18 protein-coding genes and 2 pseudogenes are annotated in these 18,352 nt (G+C 56.9%); 5 read left to right on the top strand and 15 right to left on the bottom strand.

Translation table 11 applies throughout. From position 1 onward, the window contains the following. The first annotated feature begins 20 nt into the window (after positions 1 to 20). Both CYD26_RS14470 and CYD26_RS14475 read left to right on the top strand, forming a co-directional pair. Positions 21 to 1,220, top strand: a complete 1,200-nt coding sequence (locus CYD26_RS14470; RefSeq protein WP_102052904.1) for a CaiB/BaiF CoA-transferase family protein — start codon at positions 21 to 23, stop codon at positions 1,218 to 1,220. 20 nt (positions 1,221 to 1,240) lie between these two features. Then, positions 1,241 to 2,119 (top strand): TIGR02285 family protein, encoded by an 879-nt coding sequence (locus CYD26_RS14475; RefSeq protein ID WP_102052905.1) that lies wholly within the window; start codon positions 1,241 to 1,243, stop codon positions 2,117 to 2,119. Here the strand turns inward: CYD26_RS14475 and CYD26_RS25240 are convergent. From CYD26_RS25240 to ffh, 11 genes are all read right to left on the bottom strand, one after another. Continuing rightward, positions 2,083 to 2,544, bottom strand: coding sequence for a response regulator (locus CYD26_RS25240; RefSeq protein ID WP_145991794.1), 462 nt, complete (start codon positions 2,542 to 2,544; stop codon positions 2,083 to 2,085). The genes CYD26_RS14475 and CYD26_RS25240 overlap by 37 nt on opposite strands. A gap of 183 nt (positions 2,545 to 2,727) precedes the next feature. After that, positions 2,728 to 4,137: a threonine synthase gene (gene thrC, locus CYD26_RS14485; RefSeq protein WP_065759957.1), complete on the bottom strand. Its 1,410-nt coding sequence runs from the start codon at positions 4,135 to 4,137 to the stop codon at positions 2,728 to 2,730. 27 nt (positions 4,138 to 4,164) lie between these two features. Next, positions 4,165 to 5,469 carry a homoserine dehydrogenase gene (locus tag CYD26_RS14490; protein WP_102052906.1) on the bottom strand — a complete coding sequence of 435 codons (1,305 nt, stop codon included), beginning with the start codon at positions 5,467 to 5,469 and terminating at the stop codon, positions 4,165 to 4,167. A 79-nt stretch (positions 5,470 to 5,548) separates the two neighbouring features. Next, complete coding sequence (locus CYD26_RS14495; RefSeq protein ID WP_102052907.1) at positions 5,549 to 6,280, bottom strand: thioredoxin fold domain-containing protein; 732 nt, start codon at positions 6,278 to 6,280, stop codon at positions 5,549 to 5,551. Positions 6,281 to 6,416: 136 nt separating this feature from the next. Then, on the bottom strand, positions 6,417 to 7,313 hold the full coding sequence (gene xerD / locus CYD26_RS14500; RefSeq protein WP_102052908.1) for a site-specific tyrosine recombinase XerD: 897 nt from the start codon (positions 7,311 to 7,313) through the stop codon (positions 6,417 to 6,419). Positions 7,314 to 7,433: 120 nt separating this feature from the next. After that, entirely contained in the window at positions 7,434 to 7,841 is a 408-nt protein-coding gene (locus CYD26_RS14505) for an acyl-CoA thioesterase (RefSeq protein WP_065759975.1), read from the bottom strand. Positions 7,842 to 7,935: 94 nt separating this feature from the next. Beyond that, positions 7,936 to 8,286: a 50S ribosomal protein L19 gene (gene rplS, locus CYD26_RS14510; RefSeq protein WP_065759961.1), complete on the bottom strand. Its 351-nt coding sequence runs from the start codon at positions 8,284 to 8,286 to the stop codon at positions 7,936 to 7,938. Positions 8,287 to 8,328: 42 nt separating this feature from the next. Then, the gene (gene trmD, locus CYD26_RS14515) at positions 8,329 to 9,081 is read right to left on the bottom strand and encodes a tRNA (guanosine(37)-N1)-methyltransferase TrmD (protein ID WP_065759962.1); all 753 of its coding nucleotides are present in this window, start codon (positions 9,079 to 9,081) and stop codon (positions 8,329 to 8,331) included. Between the two features lie 3 nt (positions 9,082 to 9,084). Further along, positions 9,085 to 9,621, bottom strand: a complete 537-nt coding sequence (gene rimM / locus CYD26_RS14520) for a ribosome maturation factor RimM (RefSeq protein ID WP_099773676.1) — start codon at positions 9,619 to 9,621, stop codon at positions 9,085 to 9,087. Between the two features lie 5 nt (positions 9,622 to 9,626). Further along, positions 9,627 to 9,878, bottom strand: coding sequence for a 30S ribosomal protein S16 (gene rpsP / locus CYD26_RS14525; RefSeq protein ID WP_065759964.1), 252 nt, complete (start codon positions 9,876 to 9,878; stop codon positions 9,627 to 9,629). A 245-nt stretch (positions 9,879 to 10,123) separates the two neighbouring features. Continuing rightward, entirely contained in the window at positions 10,124 to 11,500 is a 1,377-nt protein-coding gene (ffh, locus tag CYD26_RS14530) for a signal recognition particle protein (protein ID WP_065759965.1), read from the bottom strand. 196 nt (positions 11,501 to 11,696) lie between these two features. Between ffh and CYD26_RS14535 the strand changes: the two genes are divergently transcribed. From CYD26_RS14535 to CYD26_RS25950, 3 genes and pseudogenes are all read left to right on the top strand, one after another. After that, a complete protein-coding gene (locus CYD26_RS14535) occupies positions 11,697 to 12,509 on the top strand; it encodes an inner membrane protein YpjD (protein ID WP_065759966.1) in 813 nt (270 codons plus the stop codon). Between the two features lie 13 nt (positions 12,510 to 12,522). Then, positions 12,523 to 13,743 carry a transporter associated domain-containing protein gene (locus CYD26_RS14540; RefSeq protein WP_102052909.1) on the top strand — a complete coding sequence of 407 codons (1,221 nt, stop codon included), beginning with the start codon at positions 12,523 to 12,525 and terminating at the stop codon, positions 13,741 to 13,743. Between the two features lie 50 nt (positions 13,744 to 13,793). Further along, positions 13,794 to 13,856 (top strand): annotated as a pseudogene (locus tag CYD26_RS25950) (hypothetical protein); the annotation flags it as partial. Between the two features lie 48 nt (positions 13,857 to 13,904). Here CYD26_RS25950 and purT read toward each other — a convergent pair. From purT to CYD26_RS25015, 4 genes and pseudogenes are all read right to left on the bottom strand, one after another. Then, a pseudogene (gene purT / locus CYD26_RS14545) lies at positions 13,905 to 14,258 on the bottom strand (phosphoribosylglycinamide formyltransferase 2); the annotation flags it as partial. Between the two features lie 84 nt (positions 14,259 to 14,342). Beyond that, entirely contained in the window at positions 14,343 to 14,780 is a 438-nt protein-coding gene (locus CYD26_RS14550) for a hypothetical protein (protein ID WP_102052910.1), read from the bottom strand. Next, positions 14,767 to 16,806: a hypothetical protein gene (locus CYD26_RS25510; RefSeq protein ID WP_256588027.1), complete on the bottom strand. Its 2,040-nt coding sequence runs from the start codon at positions 16,804 to 16,806 to the stop codon at positions 14,767 to 14,769. Before CYD26_RS25510 ends, CYD26_RS14550 begins: the two co-directional genes overlap by 14 nt. A gap of 2 nt (positions 16,807 to 16,808) precedes the next feature. Beyond that, positions 16,809 to 18,302, bottom strand: coding sequence for a site-specific integrase (locus CYD26_RS25015; protein WP_145991795.1), 1,494 nt, complete (start codon positions 18,300 to 18,302; stop codon positions 16,809 to 16,811). Positions 18,303 to 18,352 lie beyond the last annotated feature (50 nt).

Here is an 18,352-nt window from a genome sequence, read left to right on the forward strand (position 1 = left end):
CCAGTTGCAACGGATGCCTAATGTCTACGCCCAGCAAACCACTCGCCGGCTTGAAAGTCATCGAACTTGGCACCCTGATCGCCGGCCCCTTTGCCTCGCGTATCTGCGCCGAGTTCGGCGCCGAGGTGATCAAGGTCGAGTCCCCGGATGGCGGCGACCCGTTACGCAAATGGCGCAAGCTGTATGAAGGAACCTCGCTGTGGTGGTTCGTACAGGCACGCAACAAGAAGTCGCTGACACTGAACCTGAAACACCCCGAAGGCCTGGGCATCCTCAAGCAGTTGCTCAGCGACGCAGACATCCTGATCGAGAACTTCCGCCCCGGCGTACTGGAAAAGCTCGGGCTGGGCAGGGACACCCTGCATGCACTAAACCCGAAACTGGTCATGGTGCGGCTTTCCGGCTTCGGTCAGACCGGCCCGATGAAAGACCAACCCGGCTTCGGTGCCGTCGGCGAGTCCATGGGCGGGCTGCGCTACATCACCGGTTTCGAGGACCGCCCGCCTGTACGCACCGGCATCTCCATCGGCGACTCCATCGCCGCCTTGTGGGGTGTGATTGGCGCACTGATGGCCCTGCGTCATCGCGAAGTCAATGGCGGCCAGGGCCAAGTGGTCGACGTTGCGCTGTATGAAGCCATCTTTGCCATGATGGAAAGCATGGTCCCGGAGTTCGACGTGTTCGGTTTCATTCGTGAACGCACCGGCAACATCATGCCCGGCATCACACCGTCATCGATCCATACCAGTGCCGACGGCAAGCACGTGCAGATCGGCGCCAATGGCGATGCGATCTTCAAGCGCTTCATGCACGCGATTGGGCGCGACGACCTGGCCGACGATCCGGCACTGGCCAGCAACGATGGCCGCGACCTGCGCCGCGACGAACTCTATGGGGTGATCGACCGCTGGGCCCAGAGCCTGCCACTGGACGCCCTGATGCAGACGCTGAACGACGCACAAGTGCCTGCCAGCCGCATCTACTCTGCCGAAGACATGTTAAGCGACCCTCAATTCCTCGCTCGCGAGATGTTCCTCCAGGCCAAGCTGCCCGATGGCAAGCCCTTCAAGATGCCTGGCATCGTGCCCAAACTGTCCGAAACGCCCGGCTCAAGCGATTGGGTGGGGCCCGAGCTGGGCGCCCATACCGATGCCCTGCTGAAGGACCTGGGCTATGACCCACAGGCGGTCGCCCGCCTGCGCGAGCAGGGCGCGGTCTGAACAGGGCGCGCAAACGGAGCATGCTCGGCGCTGTGCTGGGCATATTGCTCGGCATTGCCCTGCCGACTTCCGCCTCGGCCAAGGAAACGCTGACTTGGCTGCTGCGCGACCTTCCGCCACTGACAATCTTTGAAGGCCCGCAGAAAGGCCAGGGTGTGGTCGACCTGTTACTCAAAGAGCTGATCGCCAATATGCCCGAATACGATCACAGTATCGTCAGGGTGAACCGCGCACGTGCCCTACAAATGCTGCAAGCGCCGACCTTCACCTGCGATCCGACGTTGATCTGGACACCTGAACGCGACCGCTATGTGACGTATTCAATCCCGAACCTCGGCGCATTGAGTAACGGCTTGGTCGTGCGCAAACAGGACGCCTCGCTGATCACGCCGTTTCTCAAGGATGGCAAGGTCGACCTGGAAGCGCTGCTTGCCAGTCGCTTGCTCAAACTCGGCATCGTCGCCGAACGCAGCTACGGCCCGGTCATCGATGACATGTTGAAAGCCGCGCCTCAGGAGACCCTGAGCCGACACTATGGCAACGATGCCGTGACCAACCTGCTGCAGATGCAGCATCTAGGGCGCCTGCACCTGTTACTGGGCTATCTGCCGGAAATCCGCTATCTGAGCAAAGAGCAGCAACTGAACGCGGACCACCTGACGGTATACCCGCTCAAAGGCCTCCCACGCTATCAGTTCACCCACGTCGGCTGTTCAGATACCCCGCAAGGTAACGAAGCCATCAAGCACATTGATCAGTTGCTGCAGTCACTGCGTCAGGACCTGATGCCAACAGCCTATGCCCGCTGGCTGGATCCGGAGCTGCACGACAGCTACCTGAATGACGCCCGGCACTTTTTCGATCAGCGGGCAGCAGACGCTGCGGCGCAGACGCCTTGAGTCGACATGAGCGACTGGGGCCGTGCGCTGGCACATGAATACCCTTCACGGTAGCGACGCAACTGCTGGTCCAGCGCCGGCACCGTAACAGGCCATGGCAGGCCACCCAACACCCATACCCCTTGCGCGCGCGCCCTGCTGCAGAGGCTCTTGGGTGACGTGGGATCTACCTCACCGACAACGAGCAGCGCCCTGACGCCTGAGTGATCGAGCAGGTACGCCAGCAATGCCTCACTCGCCTGCTCAGACATGGCGTCATCGCAGATCAACAGGTCGACCTGCTTGCAACGCGTCAGTACGTCCATGGCTGATGCCAGGGTATCAGCGGTGAGCACGTTGAACACCCCATTGGCGTTGAGCATTTGATGCAATGCCATCAGCTGAAAGGGCTGCTCTTGAAGCACCAGTACATTAAGGGTTTGCATGGCGGTTTTCCTGTTGCAGGCGTGATCGGTCGAACACGCGGGTACACTCTAGAAAACCCCTCACAGACATCCCATAGGACAATTCCGAAACACTGCCGGGATAAGTCCACAATCAACTCGCCATAAACGCGAGCGAAAAAAAACCCGTCAAATGACGGGTTTTTCTCTTCTCGGATCAGCCGATTACAGCGGCTTGCCGCGATTGCCATGCTGGCTGACGAAAGCTTGTACAGCCTTCAGGTCATTCGCCAACACCGTGCATTTCTCTTCACGGCTGAACAGATCGGCAAGGTGAGCCGGCAGCTCAAGTGCCTTGCCAACACCCGCCTTCTCGACCGCTTCCGGGAACTTGACCGGGTGCGCGGTGCCCAGCACCACCATCGGAGTGTCCAGGCTACGACGGCACTCACGAGCGGCTTTGACGCCGATAGCGGTGTGCGGGTCGAGCACTTCACCGGTCTGGGCAAAGACGTCAGCGATGGTCTCGCAGGTTTGCGCGTCGTCGACCGCCAACGAGTCGAACAGCTTGCGTGCTTCGGTCCAGCGATCCTGCTCGACGCTGAAACCGCCGCCCTGCTTGAAGTTGTCCATCAACTCAGCGATGGCCGCACCGTTACGCCCATGCAGGTCGAACAGCAGACGCTCGAAGTTCGACGAGACCATGATGTCCATCGACGGCGACAGGGTCGCGTGCAGGGTTTCCTTGACGTACTGATTACCGCTCATGAAGCGGTGCAGGATGTCGTTGCGGTTGGTCGCGACGATCAGTTGGCTGATCGGCAGGCCCATGTTACGTGCCAGGTAGCCAGCGAAGATGTCACCGAAGTTACCGGTTGGCACCGAGAAGGCAACCGAACGCGCCGGGCCGCCCAACTGCAGGGCAGCGTGGAAGTAGTAAACGATCTGGGCCATGATCCGCGCCCAGTTGATCGAGTTCACGGCCACCAGGCGCGTGCCCTTGAGGAAGCCCTGGTCAGCGAAGCTGGCCTTGACCATTTCCTGGCAGTCATCGAAGTTGCCTTCGATGGCGATGTTGTGGATGTTCTCACCGAAGATGGTTGTCATCTGGCGGCGCTGAACCTCGGAAACACGCTGGTGCGGGTGCAGGATGAAGATATCGACGTTGTCGCAACGACGGCAACCCTCGATAGCGGCCGAGCCGGTGTCGCCGCTGGTAGCACCGATAATCACCACGCGCTCGCCGCGCTTGACCAGAACGTGGTCAAGCAGGCGACCCAGCAGTTGCAGGGCGAAATCCTTGAACGCCAGGGTCGGGCCGTGGAACAGTTCAAGCACCCACTCGTTGCTGTTCAGCTGACGCAGCGGAGCAACGGCTGCGTGGGCGAACTCACCGTAGGTTTCTTCGAGAATCTTCTTGAAATCGGCATCGGCAATGCTGCCGGTGACGAACGGGCGCATCACTCGGAATGCCAGTTCGTGGTACGGCAGACCAGCCCAGGAAGCGATCTCTTCCTGGGTGAAGCGTGGCAGGTTCTCAGGCACGTACAGGCCGCCATCGCTGGCGAGACCTGCCAGCAACACGTCTTCAAAATTCAGGGCCGGTGCCTGGCCGCGGGTACTGATGTAACGCATGACCTATTCCTCTAACGCAAAGACTGCTCAGTTCAGTTGTTCGACGCGAATACGCACCACGTTGCCCACGACATCCTGCAGGGCTTCCAGCGCGGTGATGGCGTCGTTCATACGCTGCTCGAGCACTCGGTGAGTCAGCAGGATCATCGGTACCAGGCCGTCGTGTTCCTCGACTTCCTTCTGCATGATCGATTCGATATTGATACCGCGCTCCGACAGGATGCTCGCCACCTGGGCCAGCACGCCCGGATGATCCTTGGCCTGAATACGCAAGTAGTAAGCACTTTCGCAGGCTTCGATCGGCAGAATCGGGTGAGCAGACAGCGAGTCTGGCTGGAACGCCAGGTGCGGCACACGGTTTTCCGGGTCCGAGGTCATGGCACGAACCACGTCCACCAGGTCGGCAATAACCGAAGAGGCGGTCGGTTCCATGCCGGCACCCGCGCCGTAGAACAAGGTCGAACCCGCCGCATCGCCATTGACCATCACAGCGTTCATCACGCCGTTGACATTGGCGATCAGGCGGTCCGACGGAATCAGGGTCGGATGGACGCGCAGCTCGATACCATTGGCAGTGCTGCGGGCCACGCCCAGGTGCTTGATGCGATAGCCCAGTGCTTCGGCGTAGTTGACGTCAGCCGTGGTCAACTTGGTGATGCCTTCGGTATAGGCTTTGTCGAACTGCAGCGGAATACCAAAGGCGATGGACGCCAGAATGGTCAGCTTGTGCGCCGCGTCGATACCTTCGACGTCGAAGGTCGGATCGGCTTCGGCGTAGCCCAATGCCTGGGCTTCGGCCAGCACATCAGGGAATGCACGGCCTTTCTCGCGCATTTCGGTGAGGATGAAGTTACCGGTGCCGTTGATGATCCCGGCAACCCAGTTGATGCGGTTGGCCGAGAGGCCTTCGCGAATCGCCTTGATCACCGGAATGCCGCCTGCAACGGCTGCTTCGAAGGCGACGATAACGCCCTTCTCGCGGGCCTTGGCGAAAATTTCGTTGCCATGCACTGCGATCAGCGCCTTGTTCGCGGTGACCACGTGCTTGCCATTCTCGATGGCCTTGAGCACCAGGTCGCGGGCGATGGTGTAACCGCCGATCAACTCGATGACGATATCAATCTCAGGGTTGCTCGCGACCTCGAACACGTCAGCGGTAATGGGGGTACCGGTAATCTGGCAATTCGGGTTTTGCGAACGCATGGCAATTTGTGCCACTTCGATTCCACGCCCGGCGCGGCGGGCAATCTCCTCGGCGTTACGCTGAAGTACATTGAAGGTACCGCCACCGACGGTCCCCAACCCACAGATGCCTACTTTGACCGGTTTCACTGTGAACTCCCCATTAAACGACCGGCATGAGGCCGGTCGTGAAAACAGCCACGACCTCAGGTCGCGGCTCGCGATTGAATTACTTGTCGGCCAACGCCAGCTTGGCTACTTGCGCAGCTGGTTGGTAACCTGGAATCACCTGACCGTTCTCCAGCACGATGGCTGGTGTACCGTTGACGCCGATCGACTGACCCAGCTGGAACTGCTTGCTGACCGGGTTGGCACACTTGGCCGCCTTGATTTCCTTGCCGTCGATCATCTTGTCCAGTGCGCCCTTGCGGTCGCTGGAACACCAGACCGCCTGCAACTGCTCATCGCCCGGTGAGCCAAGGCCCTGACGCGGGAAAGCAACATAACGCACTTCAATACCGCGCTTGTTCAACTCAGGCACTTCGGCGTGCAGCTTGTGGCAGTACGGGCAGGTGGTGTCGGTAAAAACGGTAATGTGCGACTTGGCTTGGCCAACCGCAGGATAAACCACCATTTCCCCGGCTGGAATGCCGTTGATGGTCTTGGCGATTGCCTGACGCTCGGCTTTCTCGGTCAGGTTGACCGGCTTGCCATCCTGGATCTTAAACAGGTAGCCCTGCATGACAAACTGGCCATCGGCACTGGCATAGAGCACACGGCCGCCCTTGAGCTTGACCTCATACAGGCCATTGAGCGGGCTGGCCGCAACGCTCTCCACTGGCACATCCAGCTCAAGCGACTGCAGGGTCTTGCGAATGGTCTGCTCGGCCTCATCGGCAGCCGCGGCAAAGGTACTGACCAACGCCAGTGCGGCGGCGGCAAAAATCTGGGTCACGCGCATGGGAACTCCTGAAGGCGGACAAGGGCTCTGGACAGCCAGACCGTGCTGGAAACACGCGGGACCATCGCCTGAAAAGCTAAACCGTCCAAGCCTACCACAGAAGCCGCGCCACTCCGACTGTGTACGACATATGCCCTCACCCCCGCGGGTGATGCTGTGCATGCAGTTCCTGCAAGCGCGCCCTGGCCACGTGGGTATAGATTTGCGTGGTCGACAGGTCGCTGTGCCCCAACAGCATCTGCACTACGCGCAGGTCTGCGCCGTGATTGAGCAAATGGGTGGCAAACGCATGGCGCAAGGTATGCGGTGACAATGCCTTGTCGATCCCGGCGACCAGCGCCTGGTGCTTGATCCGATGCCAGAACGTCTGGCGGGTCATCTGCTCACCGCGCTGACTCGGAAACAGCACATCGCTAGGACGCTCACCCAGCAGCTCATTGCGGCCATTACGCAAAAACCGCTCAACCCACACCACCGCCTCCTCCCCCATCGGCACCAGGCGCTCCTTGCTGCCCTTGCCCATCACCCGCAATACCCCCTGGCGCAGGTTGACCTGGTCAAGGGTCAGGCTGACCAGCTCGGTCACCCGCAAACCACAGGCATACAGCACTTCGAGCATGGCACGGTCACGCTGGCCAATAGGCTGGCTGAGGTCGGGGGCCTTCAGCAGGGCTTCGACATCAGCTTCCGATAGCGACTTGGGCAACGGCCTGCCCAACTGTGGCATCTCCACCAACAATGTAGGGTCGGTAGCAATCAGCTTCTCCCGCAACAGGTAACGGTAGAAGCCACGCAAGCCCGATAGAAACCGCGCTGTCGAACGCGGCTTGTAAGCCTTATCGAGGCGCCAGGCCAAATGATCGAGAATCAACTCTCGGCCAGCATCAGGCAACGCAATGCCTTTTTCCTGAAGCCAGCCGTTAAACAAGGCCAGGTCGCTTCGATAGGACTCACGGGTATTGTCGGCCAGGCCCTTTTCCAACCACAGGGCATCGAGGAACTGGTCAATCAGCGGGTGTTCTAGAGCGGGCATGTGAACTCGATGGCAGGCAAACGAAACAACGTAATGCCTTTAGTCTTCCATAACACTGCCAGCCAGGGAAACCCGAATGAACAAACGCTGCACGCGTCAGCCTGCACCCCCAGGCCTCAGCTAGAACCCTGGCAGTACAGGAACCGGGCGCTTCTCCTCGTCTATCGCAACAAAGCTGAACAGGCCATGGATAGCCTTTTCACGCCCATCGCAGGTCATGCTCTCGACAAAGACTTCAACTTCAACCTTGAGGCTGGTGTTACCCACCTTGACCACACGCCCCACCAACTCAACAATCGAACCCGCCGCGATCGGGTGCTTGAAATCGATACGGTCAGTGGAGACGGTAACCAGCGGCAACCGGCAAAAACGCGTGGCCGCGATGAACGACACTTCATCCATCCAGGCCAGCGCGGTGCCACCGAACAAGGTGTTGTGGTGGTTGGTGGTCGACGGGAATACCGCCTTGGTTACACGGGTCACCGACAATTCGGTACGACGCTCGATTTCCTGCTCTCTACTACTCATCAACATCACATCTTGGAAAAATTTCGGGCAACAAAAAAGCAGCCCGAAGGCTGCTTTTTTCGCATGGCGGCCGCAGCCGCCGGTCAAACTGGACTTAAGCCAGTTTTTCCTTGATGCGAGCGGCTTTACCGGACAGGTCGCGCAGGTAGTACAGCTTGGCTTTACGCACGTCACCACGACGTTTCACGGCCAGGCTGTCGATTTGCGGGCTGTAGGTCTGGAAAGTACGCTCAACGCCAACACCGTTGGAGATCTTGCGAACAGTGAAAGCACTGTTCAGACCACGGTTACGCTTGGCGATAACAACGCCTTCGAAAGCCTGCAGACGAGCGCGATCACCTTCCTTCACTTTCACCTGAACGACGATGGTGTCGCCCGGGGCAAAGGTCGGGATCTCTTTGGTCATCTGCTCAGCTTCGATCTGCTGAATGATTTTGTTGGTCATGCTGTGCTCCTAAGGTAAATCGTCGGATCTACCATCGATACGTTAACTATCGTCCCGCCCGCGGAGATACTCCTCGAGCAGCTTCTTCTCTTCTCCAGAAAGTGAGCGACTTTCCAGAAGATCGGCGCGTCGCTCATAGGTCCGCCCAAGGGACTGCTGTAAACGCCATCGCCGGATGTGTGCATGGTTGCCACTTAGCAACACGTCGGGAACACGCTGATCCGCATACACCTCCGGACGGGTGTAATGCGGGCAATCAAGCAGACCATCGGTGAAGGAGTCTTCCTCCGCCGAGTCCGCATGCCCTAAAGCTCCGGGCAGCAGCCGCGTAACCGCATCGATCAGTACCATCGCCGGCAGCTCGCCGCCAGACAGGACATAGTCACCAATCGACCACTCTTCATCGACATGAGCTTCAATAAAACGCTCGTCAATGCCTTCATAACGACCGGCAATCAGAATCAACGATTCAGACTTGGCCAGGTCTTTAACCGCCGACTGAGTCAGCCTGCGGCCTTGTGGCGACAGGTAAATAACCTTCGCCGCCCCCCCGGTTGCCTGCCTGGCATTCACCAAGGCATCTTCCAGAGGCTTGATCTTCATTACCATCCCCGGACCACCGCCAAACGGCCGATCATCCACCGTATGGTGACGATCTGTGGTGTAGTCCCGCGGGTTCCAGCAGGTCAGTTGCAACAACCCCTGTTTCACCGCGCGGCTGGTAATGCCGTACTCACTGATGGCCGAGAACATCTCGGGGAACAACGTGATGACTTCTACGCGCAGGCTCGCCATTGCTTAGAAATCCGCGTCCCAATCCACCCTCATTTCACCTGCACCCAGGTCGATAGCCAGCACGCATTGCTCTGTATAGGGCAACAACCGCTCGCGATCATCCAGGCTGCCAGCACAGGGCTTGACCACCATTACATCGTTCGCGCCGGTCTCCAACAGGTGATCGATCTTCCCGAACAGTTGCCCGAGTTGGTCGATGACTTTCAGACCCACCAGCTGGTACCAGTAGTACTCGCCGTTGGTCAGGTTGGGCAAAAGGCTACGTGAGATGCAAATCTCATAACCGCTCAGAAGACGCGCTTCATCACGATCATCGAGCCCCTTGAGCTTCGCGACCAGGTCCTTTTGAGTGGAACGGCCACTGACCAGCTCTACCTGTTTTACCGAACCGTCACGACGAAGCGTCCAGTTACGGTACGACAACAGGTTTTCAATCGGATCGGTAAAGGAATAAACCTTCACCTCGCCGCGAACGCCGTGAACCGAAAAAATCTTGCCAACAACGATCAGGTCATCAGCACTTTCTGGCGTCGCGTTCATACTGCTCAGGCAGCAGCCTTAGCAGCGTCCTTCAGCAGCTGAGCAACACGCTCAGACGGCTGTGCACCTTGGCTCAGCCAGTAGGTGGCGCGCTCTTGGTTCACGGACAGACGAACTTCACCACCGGCAGCAACCGGGTTGAAGAAGCCAATACGCTCAACGAAACGACCGTCGCGCGCATTGCGGCTGTTGGTCACGGTGAGGTGGTAGAACGGGCGCTTTTTGGAGCCGCCACGGGCAAGACGGATGGTTACCATGTGAACATCATTCCTGTAGTCGGTGCTGCAAATCTGTAATGCACAGCGGGCACGGGTGCCCGAAAGGCCGCATATTCTCAAGGAATATACGGACTTTTGCAAATGCCTTTTTCCGGCGACCCCAGGGGCGCCTTGCAGATTTGCCAGTTGTGCCGCTGCTGACAGCGGCGTTTGTATCCGCCAATGGCGGAACCCAGTGCATCGGTACAGGCCCAACAGGCCCGACCGACGCCTTGAATTTGAGGTTACAGCTTCGGCATGCCGCCGCCTGGCATCATGCCGCCCAGGCCGCGCATCATTTTTGCCATACCGCCCTTGGCGGAGAACTTCTTCATCATTTTCTGCATTTGCTTGTGCTGCTTGATCAAGCGACCGATGTCCTGCACCTGGGTACCGGAACCGATGGCGATGCGGCGCTTGCGCGAACCGCTGATCATCTCGGGGTCACGGCGCTCGGCCGGGGTCATCGAGTTGATGATCGCTTCCATCTGCTTGAACTGCTTCTCGGCCGCGCCCTGGGCACTGCCCATCTGCGCCAGGTTGACCCCACCAATGCTTGGCAGCTTGTCCATCAGGCCGCCGAGGCCACCCATGTTCTTCATTTGCTGGAGCTGGTCACGGAAGTCTTCGAGGTCGAAGCCCTTGCCCTTCTTCAGCTTCTTGGCCAGCTTGTCGGCCTTTTCCTTGTCGAGGGTCTGCTCGGCCTGCTCGATCAGGCTGAGCACGTCACCCATACCCAGGATTCGCGAGGCGATACGGTCTGGGTGGAAGGGCTCGAGGGCTTCGGTCTTCTCGCCCATACCGATGAATTTGATCGGCTTGCCGGTAATCGCACGCACCGACAGTGCAGCACCACCACGGGCATCGCCGTCGACCTTGGTCAGCACCACACCGGTCAGGGGCAGCGCATCACCGAAGGCCTTGGCCGTGTTCGCCGCATCCTGACCGGTCATGGCATCAACCACGAACAGGGTCTCGATCGGCTTGACCGCGGCGTGCAGCTGCTTGATCTCGGCCATCATCTCGGCGTCGACGTGCAGGCGACCGGCGGTATCGACGATCACCACGTCGATGAACTTCAGCTTGGCTTCGCGAATTGCCGCTTCAGCGATAGCTACCGGCTTCTGGCTGATATCCGACGGAAAGAACGTCACGCCGATATCGTTGGCCAGGGTTTCCAGCTGCTTGATTGCCGCAGGACGGTAGACGTCGGCAGACACCACCATCACGGTCTTTTTCTTGCGCTCTTTAAGGAAGCGCGCCAGCTTGCCGGCGGTGGTGGTTTTACCCGCACCCTGCAAGCCGGCCATCAGAACTACGGCGGGCGGAGCGGCATTGAGCGCCAGGTCTTCGTTGGCCGCCCCCATCAGGCCTTCAAGCTCGGCCTGGACGATCTTCACGAACGCCTGGCCTGGTGTCAGGCTGCGCGACACTTCAGTGCCGACCGCACGTTCCTTGACCTTGTTGACGAAATCCTTGACCACCGGCAGGGCGACGTCGGCCTCGAGCAACGCCATGCGCACTTCACGCAGGGTGTCTTTGATGTTGTCTTCGGTCAGTTTGGCTTTGCCGGTGACATGGCGCAGCGTCTGTGACAGACGGTCGGTCAAGTTTTCAAACATGGGGATCCTTTCAGGCTCTGTTGAACCGAGGTTTATCAGCTGCCTCTGGCGCGCTCGGCCAGCCTAGGGCGAAGGCAGGCCGACGATTATAACGAAGACTGAGCACTAAGCACACCAGGCCGTCGGCTTGCAGTCTTCCTTGGTGCACGCGTTCTATGCCAAACTCAGTTTCTTTCGGGCTTGCCTAACAGGACTTATGCTCCCCTTGTCACCCAGTCTGCTACCCAATTTGATCGCCGCCTGCCTCTACGCCGCCGCGACCCTCTATCACGGTACACGCCTCGCACAGGGCACCAAGGCCAACAAACGCCTGCTCAGCCTGCTAGGCTGCTTTGCCGTTGCCGCACAAGGCACCGCACTGTACTGCCAACTGTTGACGCCGCTGGGCTTGAGCCTGGACTTTTTCAGTGCCGCCAGCCTGATCGCGACGGCGGTGATCACCTTGACGCTGGTCGCCTGCCTGCGCATCCCGGTGGAAAACCTGCTGGTATTACTGTTCCCACTCGGGCTGGTCACCGCCTTGAGTGCGCAGTTCGCACCTGCCGGCACGCCGCCGCTGATCAATGAAGAACCAGGCATCCTTGCGCATATCCTGCTGTCGATCCTGGCCTACGGCATGTTCACCATCGCCGTATTCCAGGCACTGCTGCTACTGCTGCAGGACCACCAGCTCAAGCACAAGCACCCTTCCGGCCTGATCAAGAACTTCCCACCCCTCCAAACCATGGAAAGCCTGCTGTTTGGCTTTCTCTGGGCCGGCTGGGGGCTGCTGTCGCTCTCGCTGATCTCCGGCTGGCTGTTCGTCGAGAACCTCTTTGCCCAACACCTGGTGCATAAAACGCTACTGGCCTGCCTGGCCTGGATCGTGTTCAGCGTGCTGCTCTGGGGACGCAACCGCCTTGGCTGGCGCGGGCACAAGGCGATCCGCTGGACCCTGGCCGGTTTCTGCCTGCTGATGCTGGCCTATTTCGGCAGCAAGCTGGTACGCGAATTCATCCTGCATATCTGACAGGCCGCCACCTATGGACAACCTGCCACTAGGCCCTCTGCTCGGCGCACTGGCGCTGGCACTGATATGGTCGGCACTCTTCGCCACAGTGGACGCGGCCCGACAGCAGATGCTGCAGCGGCGCAACGGTCAGCAAGGCGAGCGGCCCCTGCTCGAATTGCCCTTGTACGCCCTGATCCTCTGCGCCAGCCTCGGCAAACTGCTGGTGTTTGCCCTGGCCGTGCTGCTTGGCCTGCGCTGCATGGGCGATACCGGCTTCTGGGCAGGCGCCGCAGCCGCAGCCGCAGCCCTGCTGGTGTTCGCCGAGTACATGCCTCGCCGGCTGGCGCGACGCTGCCCAGAGGCAATCGTTGGCCTCGGCAACAGCCTGCTCAAGTACCCACTGCACGCCATTCAACCACTGGCCTGCCTGTTCGATGGTATTGCCCGCCTGCTGATACGCCCCTTTGCCCTGAAGGCCAATACGGTCAGCCAGCACGACAACAACGAGCAGGATACGCACAGCGAGCAGGACGCCGCACTGGACCACAGCCACCACAAAGCCCCGCTGCTCCATAGCCTGCAGACCCTGGACAAGGTGACGGTCAACGACATCCTGGTGCCGCGCAACGACGTGGACGGCATTAACCTGGATGATTCGATCGAAACCATCATCGAACAGCTGATCATCAGCCGCCACACGCGCCTGCCGGTGTTCCACAGCGACATCAACCAGGTCGAAGCAGTACTCAACACCCGGCAGATCAGCCACCTGCTACCCAAGGGCGAACTGACCAAGGAAATCTTGCTGGCAACCTGCTACGAACCGTACTTCGTCCCCGAAAGCACGCCCCTGCAGTTGCAACTGCTGAATTTCCACAAACAGCAGCGCCGCCTCGGCGTGGTGGTCGACGAATACGGTGAAGTGCTGGGCATCGTTACCCTGGAGGACATCCTCGAAGAGATCGTCGGCGAGTTTGAGGATGAACACAGCCTGGACAACCCGCATATCCATCCGCAGGCCGACGGCCGTTTTGTCATCGAAGGCGCTGCTTCATTGCGCGAACTGAACCGCTGCCTCGGCTGGCATCTGCCCAGCGATGGGCCCAAAACGCTCAACGGGCTGGTTACCGAGGCCCTGGAAAGTATCCCCGAAAGCGCTGTATGCCTGAAAATAGGCCGATATCGCATGGAAATCCTCGAAACCGAGGACAATTGCGCCAGTCGCGTGCTGATCTGGACGGTAACCCGCTAGCGGTACTCGATGCACGCTTACCCATGGCGCACTGAGCTGCTCTCGCCCCTGTGCGCTACACCGGCGCTTCGGCAGCCTATAACCTGGGTGGCATCATCGGTGCATCGGTAGCAAGCCTGCCTCCAGCAGAAATCAGGCTTGCCTCCGAGGGTGCTTAAACCTTACAACTCAACCTTGACCGCTTGCGAAGCGCGGGTCGCCTTGGCCCGGGCGGCCTCGATCGACTCGTCACGCGCCAGGCACACACCCATGCGGCGCTGACCATTCACCTCCGGTTTGCCAAACAGACGCAGCGCGGTATCCGGCTCGCTCAGCGCGGCGCCCAGATTGGCAAATGCGGTCTGCTGCGACTGCCCCTCAACCAGAATGACCGCCGACGCCGACGGGCCAAACTGACGAATCAACGGGATTGGCAGGCCAAGAATGGCACGCGCATGCAGGGCGAACTGCGACAGGTCCTGGGAAATCAGGGTAACCAGACCAGTATCATGCGGGCGCGGCGATACTTCGCTGTACCTGTGCGTTGTCATGCCATGGACACTGAGCAAACGCCTGCGAATGCTTGCCTTGTACTTAAATGGTCGTTGTCCATGGATGCTTCACTCTCCCCTCTCAATTCTTGAGACTATGTCCATAGTCTTAGCCGTTGGTAACAAGCTGCTTAGACGGCCTTTTAAGTATTCGATCTCTCTTGCCTGGTAGAGAATCGTTGCGTCAGCCTCGACGAGCAAGGAAAGGGCTTGATCCCTTTCGACTTTAAAGGATTCGAGCTGGTCTCGCAGAGAGCGATTGCGCCTGCGGTGCGCCAACATCTTTTGTCTCTCTGATGATGGGGATTCTGTCTGATGCTCGGCTATCCAACGCTGAATCTCAGCCACAAGGCTTGGATAGCGGCTTTTCCGAAGAGCGGAAGGATCACACCCAGCCTCTTTGGCTACATTGTTCTGGCTAACCGGTGTGTTCCTGGGCAGCAGATTCGGCGCCCCCTGCTTCAGCCGCTCGAACGCCTCCCTAAATGATTTCTCAGCTGACGACATTGAGATAATTCCTTACCGAACGCTTCTGAGCCTCTAGCGACTCGCGTAGTGGGCTGCCAGTAGGAGCCGCGATCAAACGAGAATCAAGTAAGGCATCTAGCCTCTTTATATCCGACAACCGCTCTTTGTCGTAAATAACATCTGCACAGGGAGATGCGCCACCGCCACCGCATTGTGCAACTGAATCAATACCTCCATAGGGACAAATTTCACGACTCATACAGTAACCCAGTAGAATGGGCCTACAGCTAATCAAGCCTTTTTTAGCTGCCACCGACAGCTCATTGACTTCCTTTACTGTGATGAGCTGAACCATGTCGGTCTTTCGCTTATCACCATGTGGTGAGATAAAACGCCCCTCAGTTAATCGTGCAAACTCCCTACCTAAAACCTCGTACATAGTTCGCACATACAATAGCCGTGATTCATTGTTTACTCCCAGTCGCGAATAGTTTTTCCCGTAATACAGGCTCATCCCTCTACTTGCATGCTTAAGAAGGTATTGCAAGGTAGAGTCCGACACCAAGCCCGATGACTGCATATTGACTGCACCAGTCCGCCGCAACTGGTGCCAAGCAAACGGCCAAATTTCTCCAACCTTATAAATGCTCGGATCCAAGGATGGGGTAATAAATCGAGCCAACTCCAAGTCCTTCGCTGTAATTCGGAGCTCATCACTGTCAAATAACAAAGGATTTCCATCGATTACTTCTTGGTAGTACGAGCCAAAATCTGGTCGCACTGCACGATTACCGCACCGAGCGACCGCCCAAGGTTCATACCATCGATCTATAAGATAAGGATTTTCATCAGCATCACCTGTATAGTCAGGATGTGCCTGGGCGCAAATTAGCCTTAACCTTGCAATAGAGGACATAGCCTCGGTCGCGACTTTAACAGAGGGCGACGTTGGCCAACGGGCATCAACATCATTGACGGTTTTAGATGTCTTGCTACGCAGGACGTAAATCTCACCGAATCTCTCATCATTCTCAACCATGAGGCAATCTAAACGTAAGTTCCATGCCTCCTCAATTCGCATCAATGAGAAATTAATTATATAAGCCAATCCCGCTCGCGAGATCAAGCTCATATACGATGCGAGAAGTCTTATTCCGCTCACCGGCGAACCCTTAGGGGTAATTCCTACCCATTTAGCAAGCAACTCATATATTCCAAACCTGCGCGCTGTTTCCAGAAAAGGACCATGAAATTTGCATCCTGTCGTTGCACCAGAGGTCTTGCCAACTGGATTAATAAATGGTCTCCGGTGTTTTGGATAACTATTTGTTATCGCACTCTCCAGAGAACCAGAGTTGCTTGCGTAGGCATCAACGGCATATCGATAACAGGCCTCAAATCTATCCATATATTTCAGATAGTCATCCAAGCACTCGCGCAACCTAGTCACCTGATAGGCCCAAATACGGGGTGGGATATACGGGGTCTGTTTGGTCTCATGATCAGGCAAGGCAGCTTCCAAGCGAGCCAACCCTACACTGTCGAGAAGGGTAAAGCCGAGAAACCCGCTGTAGTTGAAAACTTCATGCAGCACAATAATCGCCTGCGCTGCCTTTGACGGCACCAAAATACCGGGTATAAGTTCGGCCACAGCAGGAAATCGCGCTAGGTCAGAGGCCAAAATACCATTCTGCGAGCACAAGGCAACACACATGCGGAGTATTGAGAATTTGTTTGTTAAGGTACCTACGCTCCGCGCACCATTTGGCCCCCAGATAAGTAATCCAGCCAACAGCCTAAGCAAGTTAGCATTTTCTTGATCAATTCTAACCGTATTGGTTACATGACCATCGCCGAAATTTAGCGTAATGGACCGACCCGCCCATGGATCAAGACGCCAAATGGAATCTCCCCAGCGACTAATCGTTACACCAGCACCGTCAATTATTACCGGCCAATCATCTGGAGGCGGCCAACTCGGCGGTCGGAAATTCACCGCCCCAGGACTAACCAATGGAGAGTCAATATGAAGCCCAAATTCAGTCAAACTTCCTTTAGCAATCATGATTACTCTTCTTGCAATCGAATGAACCCATCCCACATAGGGTGGTAGGCTGCCTCCATAACCCGGGCTTGAGCTTCATGAACCCATATCGAACGTACCTCGCTAGAACCCTCGTAGAACTTCAGCTTAGTCGTTATCCTATTAATGGCAGCGAGCGCGGGAGGGACGATTGAACTGTTCTGCACTGACGGTCTAAATCTTGCCAGTTCCAAAGTTTTCAAATATCGAAAACTGGCGAGTGACCAAACATGATCTTGGCTGTCAATGTCACGGTTATTCGTACAGAAAAGACAGCCTGCTGCGTTGATACAGTCTGGCTGTGTTGCCTCAGCAGGTATGGAGGGGACAGCCTGTGGAGCCACAGAAACACAGGCACCAGGCCCAGGCGGGGCAATAGCGGGATCATTTTTATGATGAAATCGAGCAATTTCGATCATTGCCACCTGCAAATTCGGCTGATCGTAGACTCGCAAAAGTGTTTGTTTTGAGTGTTGAGCCATCTCTGCAGCCAAATCATCATCCCGAGAGCGTCGCATCATCCAATTGATTCGAGTTTTGCGTAACGATGCAGGACCGAAATAGCGAACACCTAAATCGCTACAAATTTTTTTAATCAGAAAAAACTGAGGAGCCTTCTCCACCGACCGACCGCCTACTCGAACAAGTGGAAACATTAAGCCATCGGAATCATCTGGGAAGATAGCTCTCCGCCACTCTAAGTAGCGCTCAAAGTGAGCCCGATAATCTTCATATATATAAAATTCTACATCCCCATGCCGCCGAGCCTTATAGCGTCGTCGCACCTGGTAGCCATCCAAATAGCTACTGTAATGAAAGTCTCCGACTTTAATATTATGAGCCTGAGCCAAGTTCATTCCTGTTTGAGAAATAAACATTAACAGCTCCGCCTGAACTCTAAGATTCACTAAAGGATAACGAGCGCACAGCGAACGATCTGCATTAAACGCCTCCAAAGCCTTAGCCGACACCCTCGCATTATTTTTTTGCCAAGCTTTTTGTTTAGAACTTGTAGGCTCGACCTGCTTCTTTAAAGACACACGTCCGCACCAGTAATCAATAAAAGCCCCAGTGCGAAAATTGATTCTAACCGGAATATCTCCCCAAACTTTCTCCAAAGACAAAGAAAGACAAATATCCATAATCGCATAGCCAAAGGCGAAAGTTTCTTCTAGATTCTGCTTATCAGACCGCCCCTCATAAAAGCCCGACGAACGCGTCAACTTACTTATACGCGTCATCCCGACAATCTTGGTACGACGACCCAGAACTTTATCTAGCAAACCACCCACAACCACAGAGTAAGAACGAGCAGTTCTTTCCCCAAGATCCCCAACAACTCGTACCCGCTGCAACAAATAATCAGTATAGTTAATATAGGCATCCTTTACCGCAAAAATACTCAGAGAAAGATTACTCCTTTCACTCCAAGCAAAAAATCTACGAACCTCGGCGGTTGCAGGAGCTGAGTGCAACACGGTTATTGAATTGAAGCCGGAGCATCATGCCGCATTGCCATGGCATTTTG

The organism is Pseudomonas sp. FFUP_PS_473 (assembly GCF_002858665.1).
Lineage (GTDB): Bacteria > Pseudomonadota > Gammaproteobacteria > Pseudomonadales > Pseudomonadaceae > Aquipseudomonas > Aquipseudomonas defluvii.

Excerpts from the sequence above, each read along its gene's own strand:
- CYD26_RS14540 (WP_102052909.1), top strand. The coding sequence starts at position 12,523 with ATGGACAACCTGCCACTAGGCCCTCTGCTCGGCGCACTGGCGCTGGCA.
- CYD26_RS14475 (WP_102052905.1), top strand. The coding sequence starts at position 1,241 with ATGCTCGGCGCTGTGCTGGGCATATTGCTCGGCATTGCCCTGCCGACT.
- CYD26_RS14470 (WP_102052904.1), top strand. The coding sequence starts at position 21 with ATGTCTACGCCCAGCAAACCACTCGCCGGCTTGAAAGTCATCGAACTT.
- CYD26_RS25240 (WP_145991794.1), bottom strand. The coding sequence starts at position 2,544 with ATGCAAACCCTTAATGTACTGGTGCTTCAAGAGCAGCCCTTTCAGCTG.
- xerD (WP_102052908.1), bottom strand. The coding sequence starts at position 7,313 with ATGCCCGCTCTAGAACACCCGCTGATTGACCAGTTCCTCGATGCCCTG.
- CYD26_RS14535 (WP_065759966.1), top strand. The coding sequence starts at position 11,697 with ATGCTCCCCTTGTCACCCAGTCTGCTACCCAATTTGATCGCCGCCTGC.
- CYD26_RS14550 (WP_102052910.1), bottom strand. The coding sequence starts at position 14,780 with ATGTCGTCAGCTGAGAAATCATTTAGGGAGGCGTTCGAGCGGCTGAAG.
- ffh (WP_065759965.1), bottom strand. The coding sequence starts at position 11,500 with ATGTTTGAAAACTTGACCGACCGTCTGTCACAGACGCTGCGCCATGTC.
- CYD26_RS25510 (WP_256588027.1), bottom strand. The coding sequence starts at position 16,806 with ATGATTGCTAAAGGAAGTTTGACTGAATTTGGGCTTCATATTGACTCT.
- CYD26_RS14505 (WP_065759975.1), bottom strand. The coding sequence starts at position 7,841 with ATGAGTAGTAGAGAGCAGGAAATCGAGCGTCGTACCGAATTGTCGGTG.
- trmD (WP_065759962.1), bottom strand. The coding sequence starts at position 9,081 with ATGGCGAGCCTGCGCGTAGAAGTCATCACGTTGTTCCCCGAGATGTTC.
- thrC (WP_065759957.1), bottom strand. The coding sequence starts at position 4,137 with ATGCGTTACATCAGTACCCGCGGCCAGGCACCGGCCCTGAATTTTGAA.
- rplS (WP_065759961.1), bottom strand. The coding sequence starts at position 8,286 with ATGACCAACAAAATCATTCAGCAGATCGAAGCTGAGCAGATGACCAAA.
- rpsP (WP_065759964.1), bottom strand. The coding sequence starts at position 9,878 with ATGGTAACCATCCGTCTTGCCCGTGGCGGCTCCAAAAAGCGCCCGTTC.
- rimM (WP_099773676.1), bottom strand. The coding sequence starts at position 9,621 with ATGAACGCGACGCCAGAAAGTGCTGATGACCTGATCGTTGTTGGCAAG.
- CYD26_RS14495 (WP_102052907.1), bottom strand. The coding sequence starts at position 6,280 with ATGCGCGTGACCCAGATTTTTGCCGCCGCCGCACTGGCGTTGGTCAGT.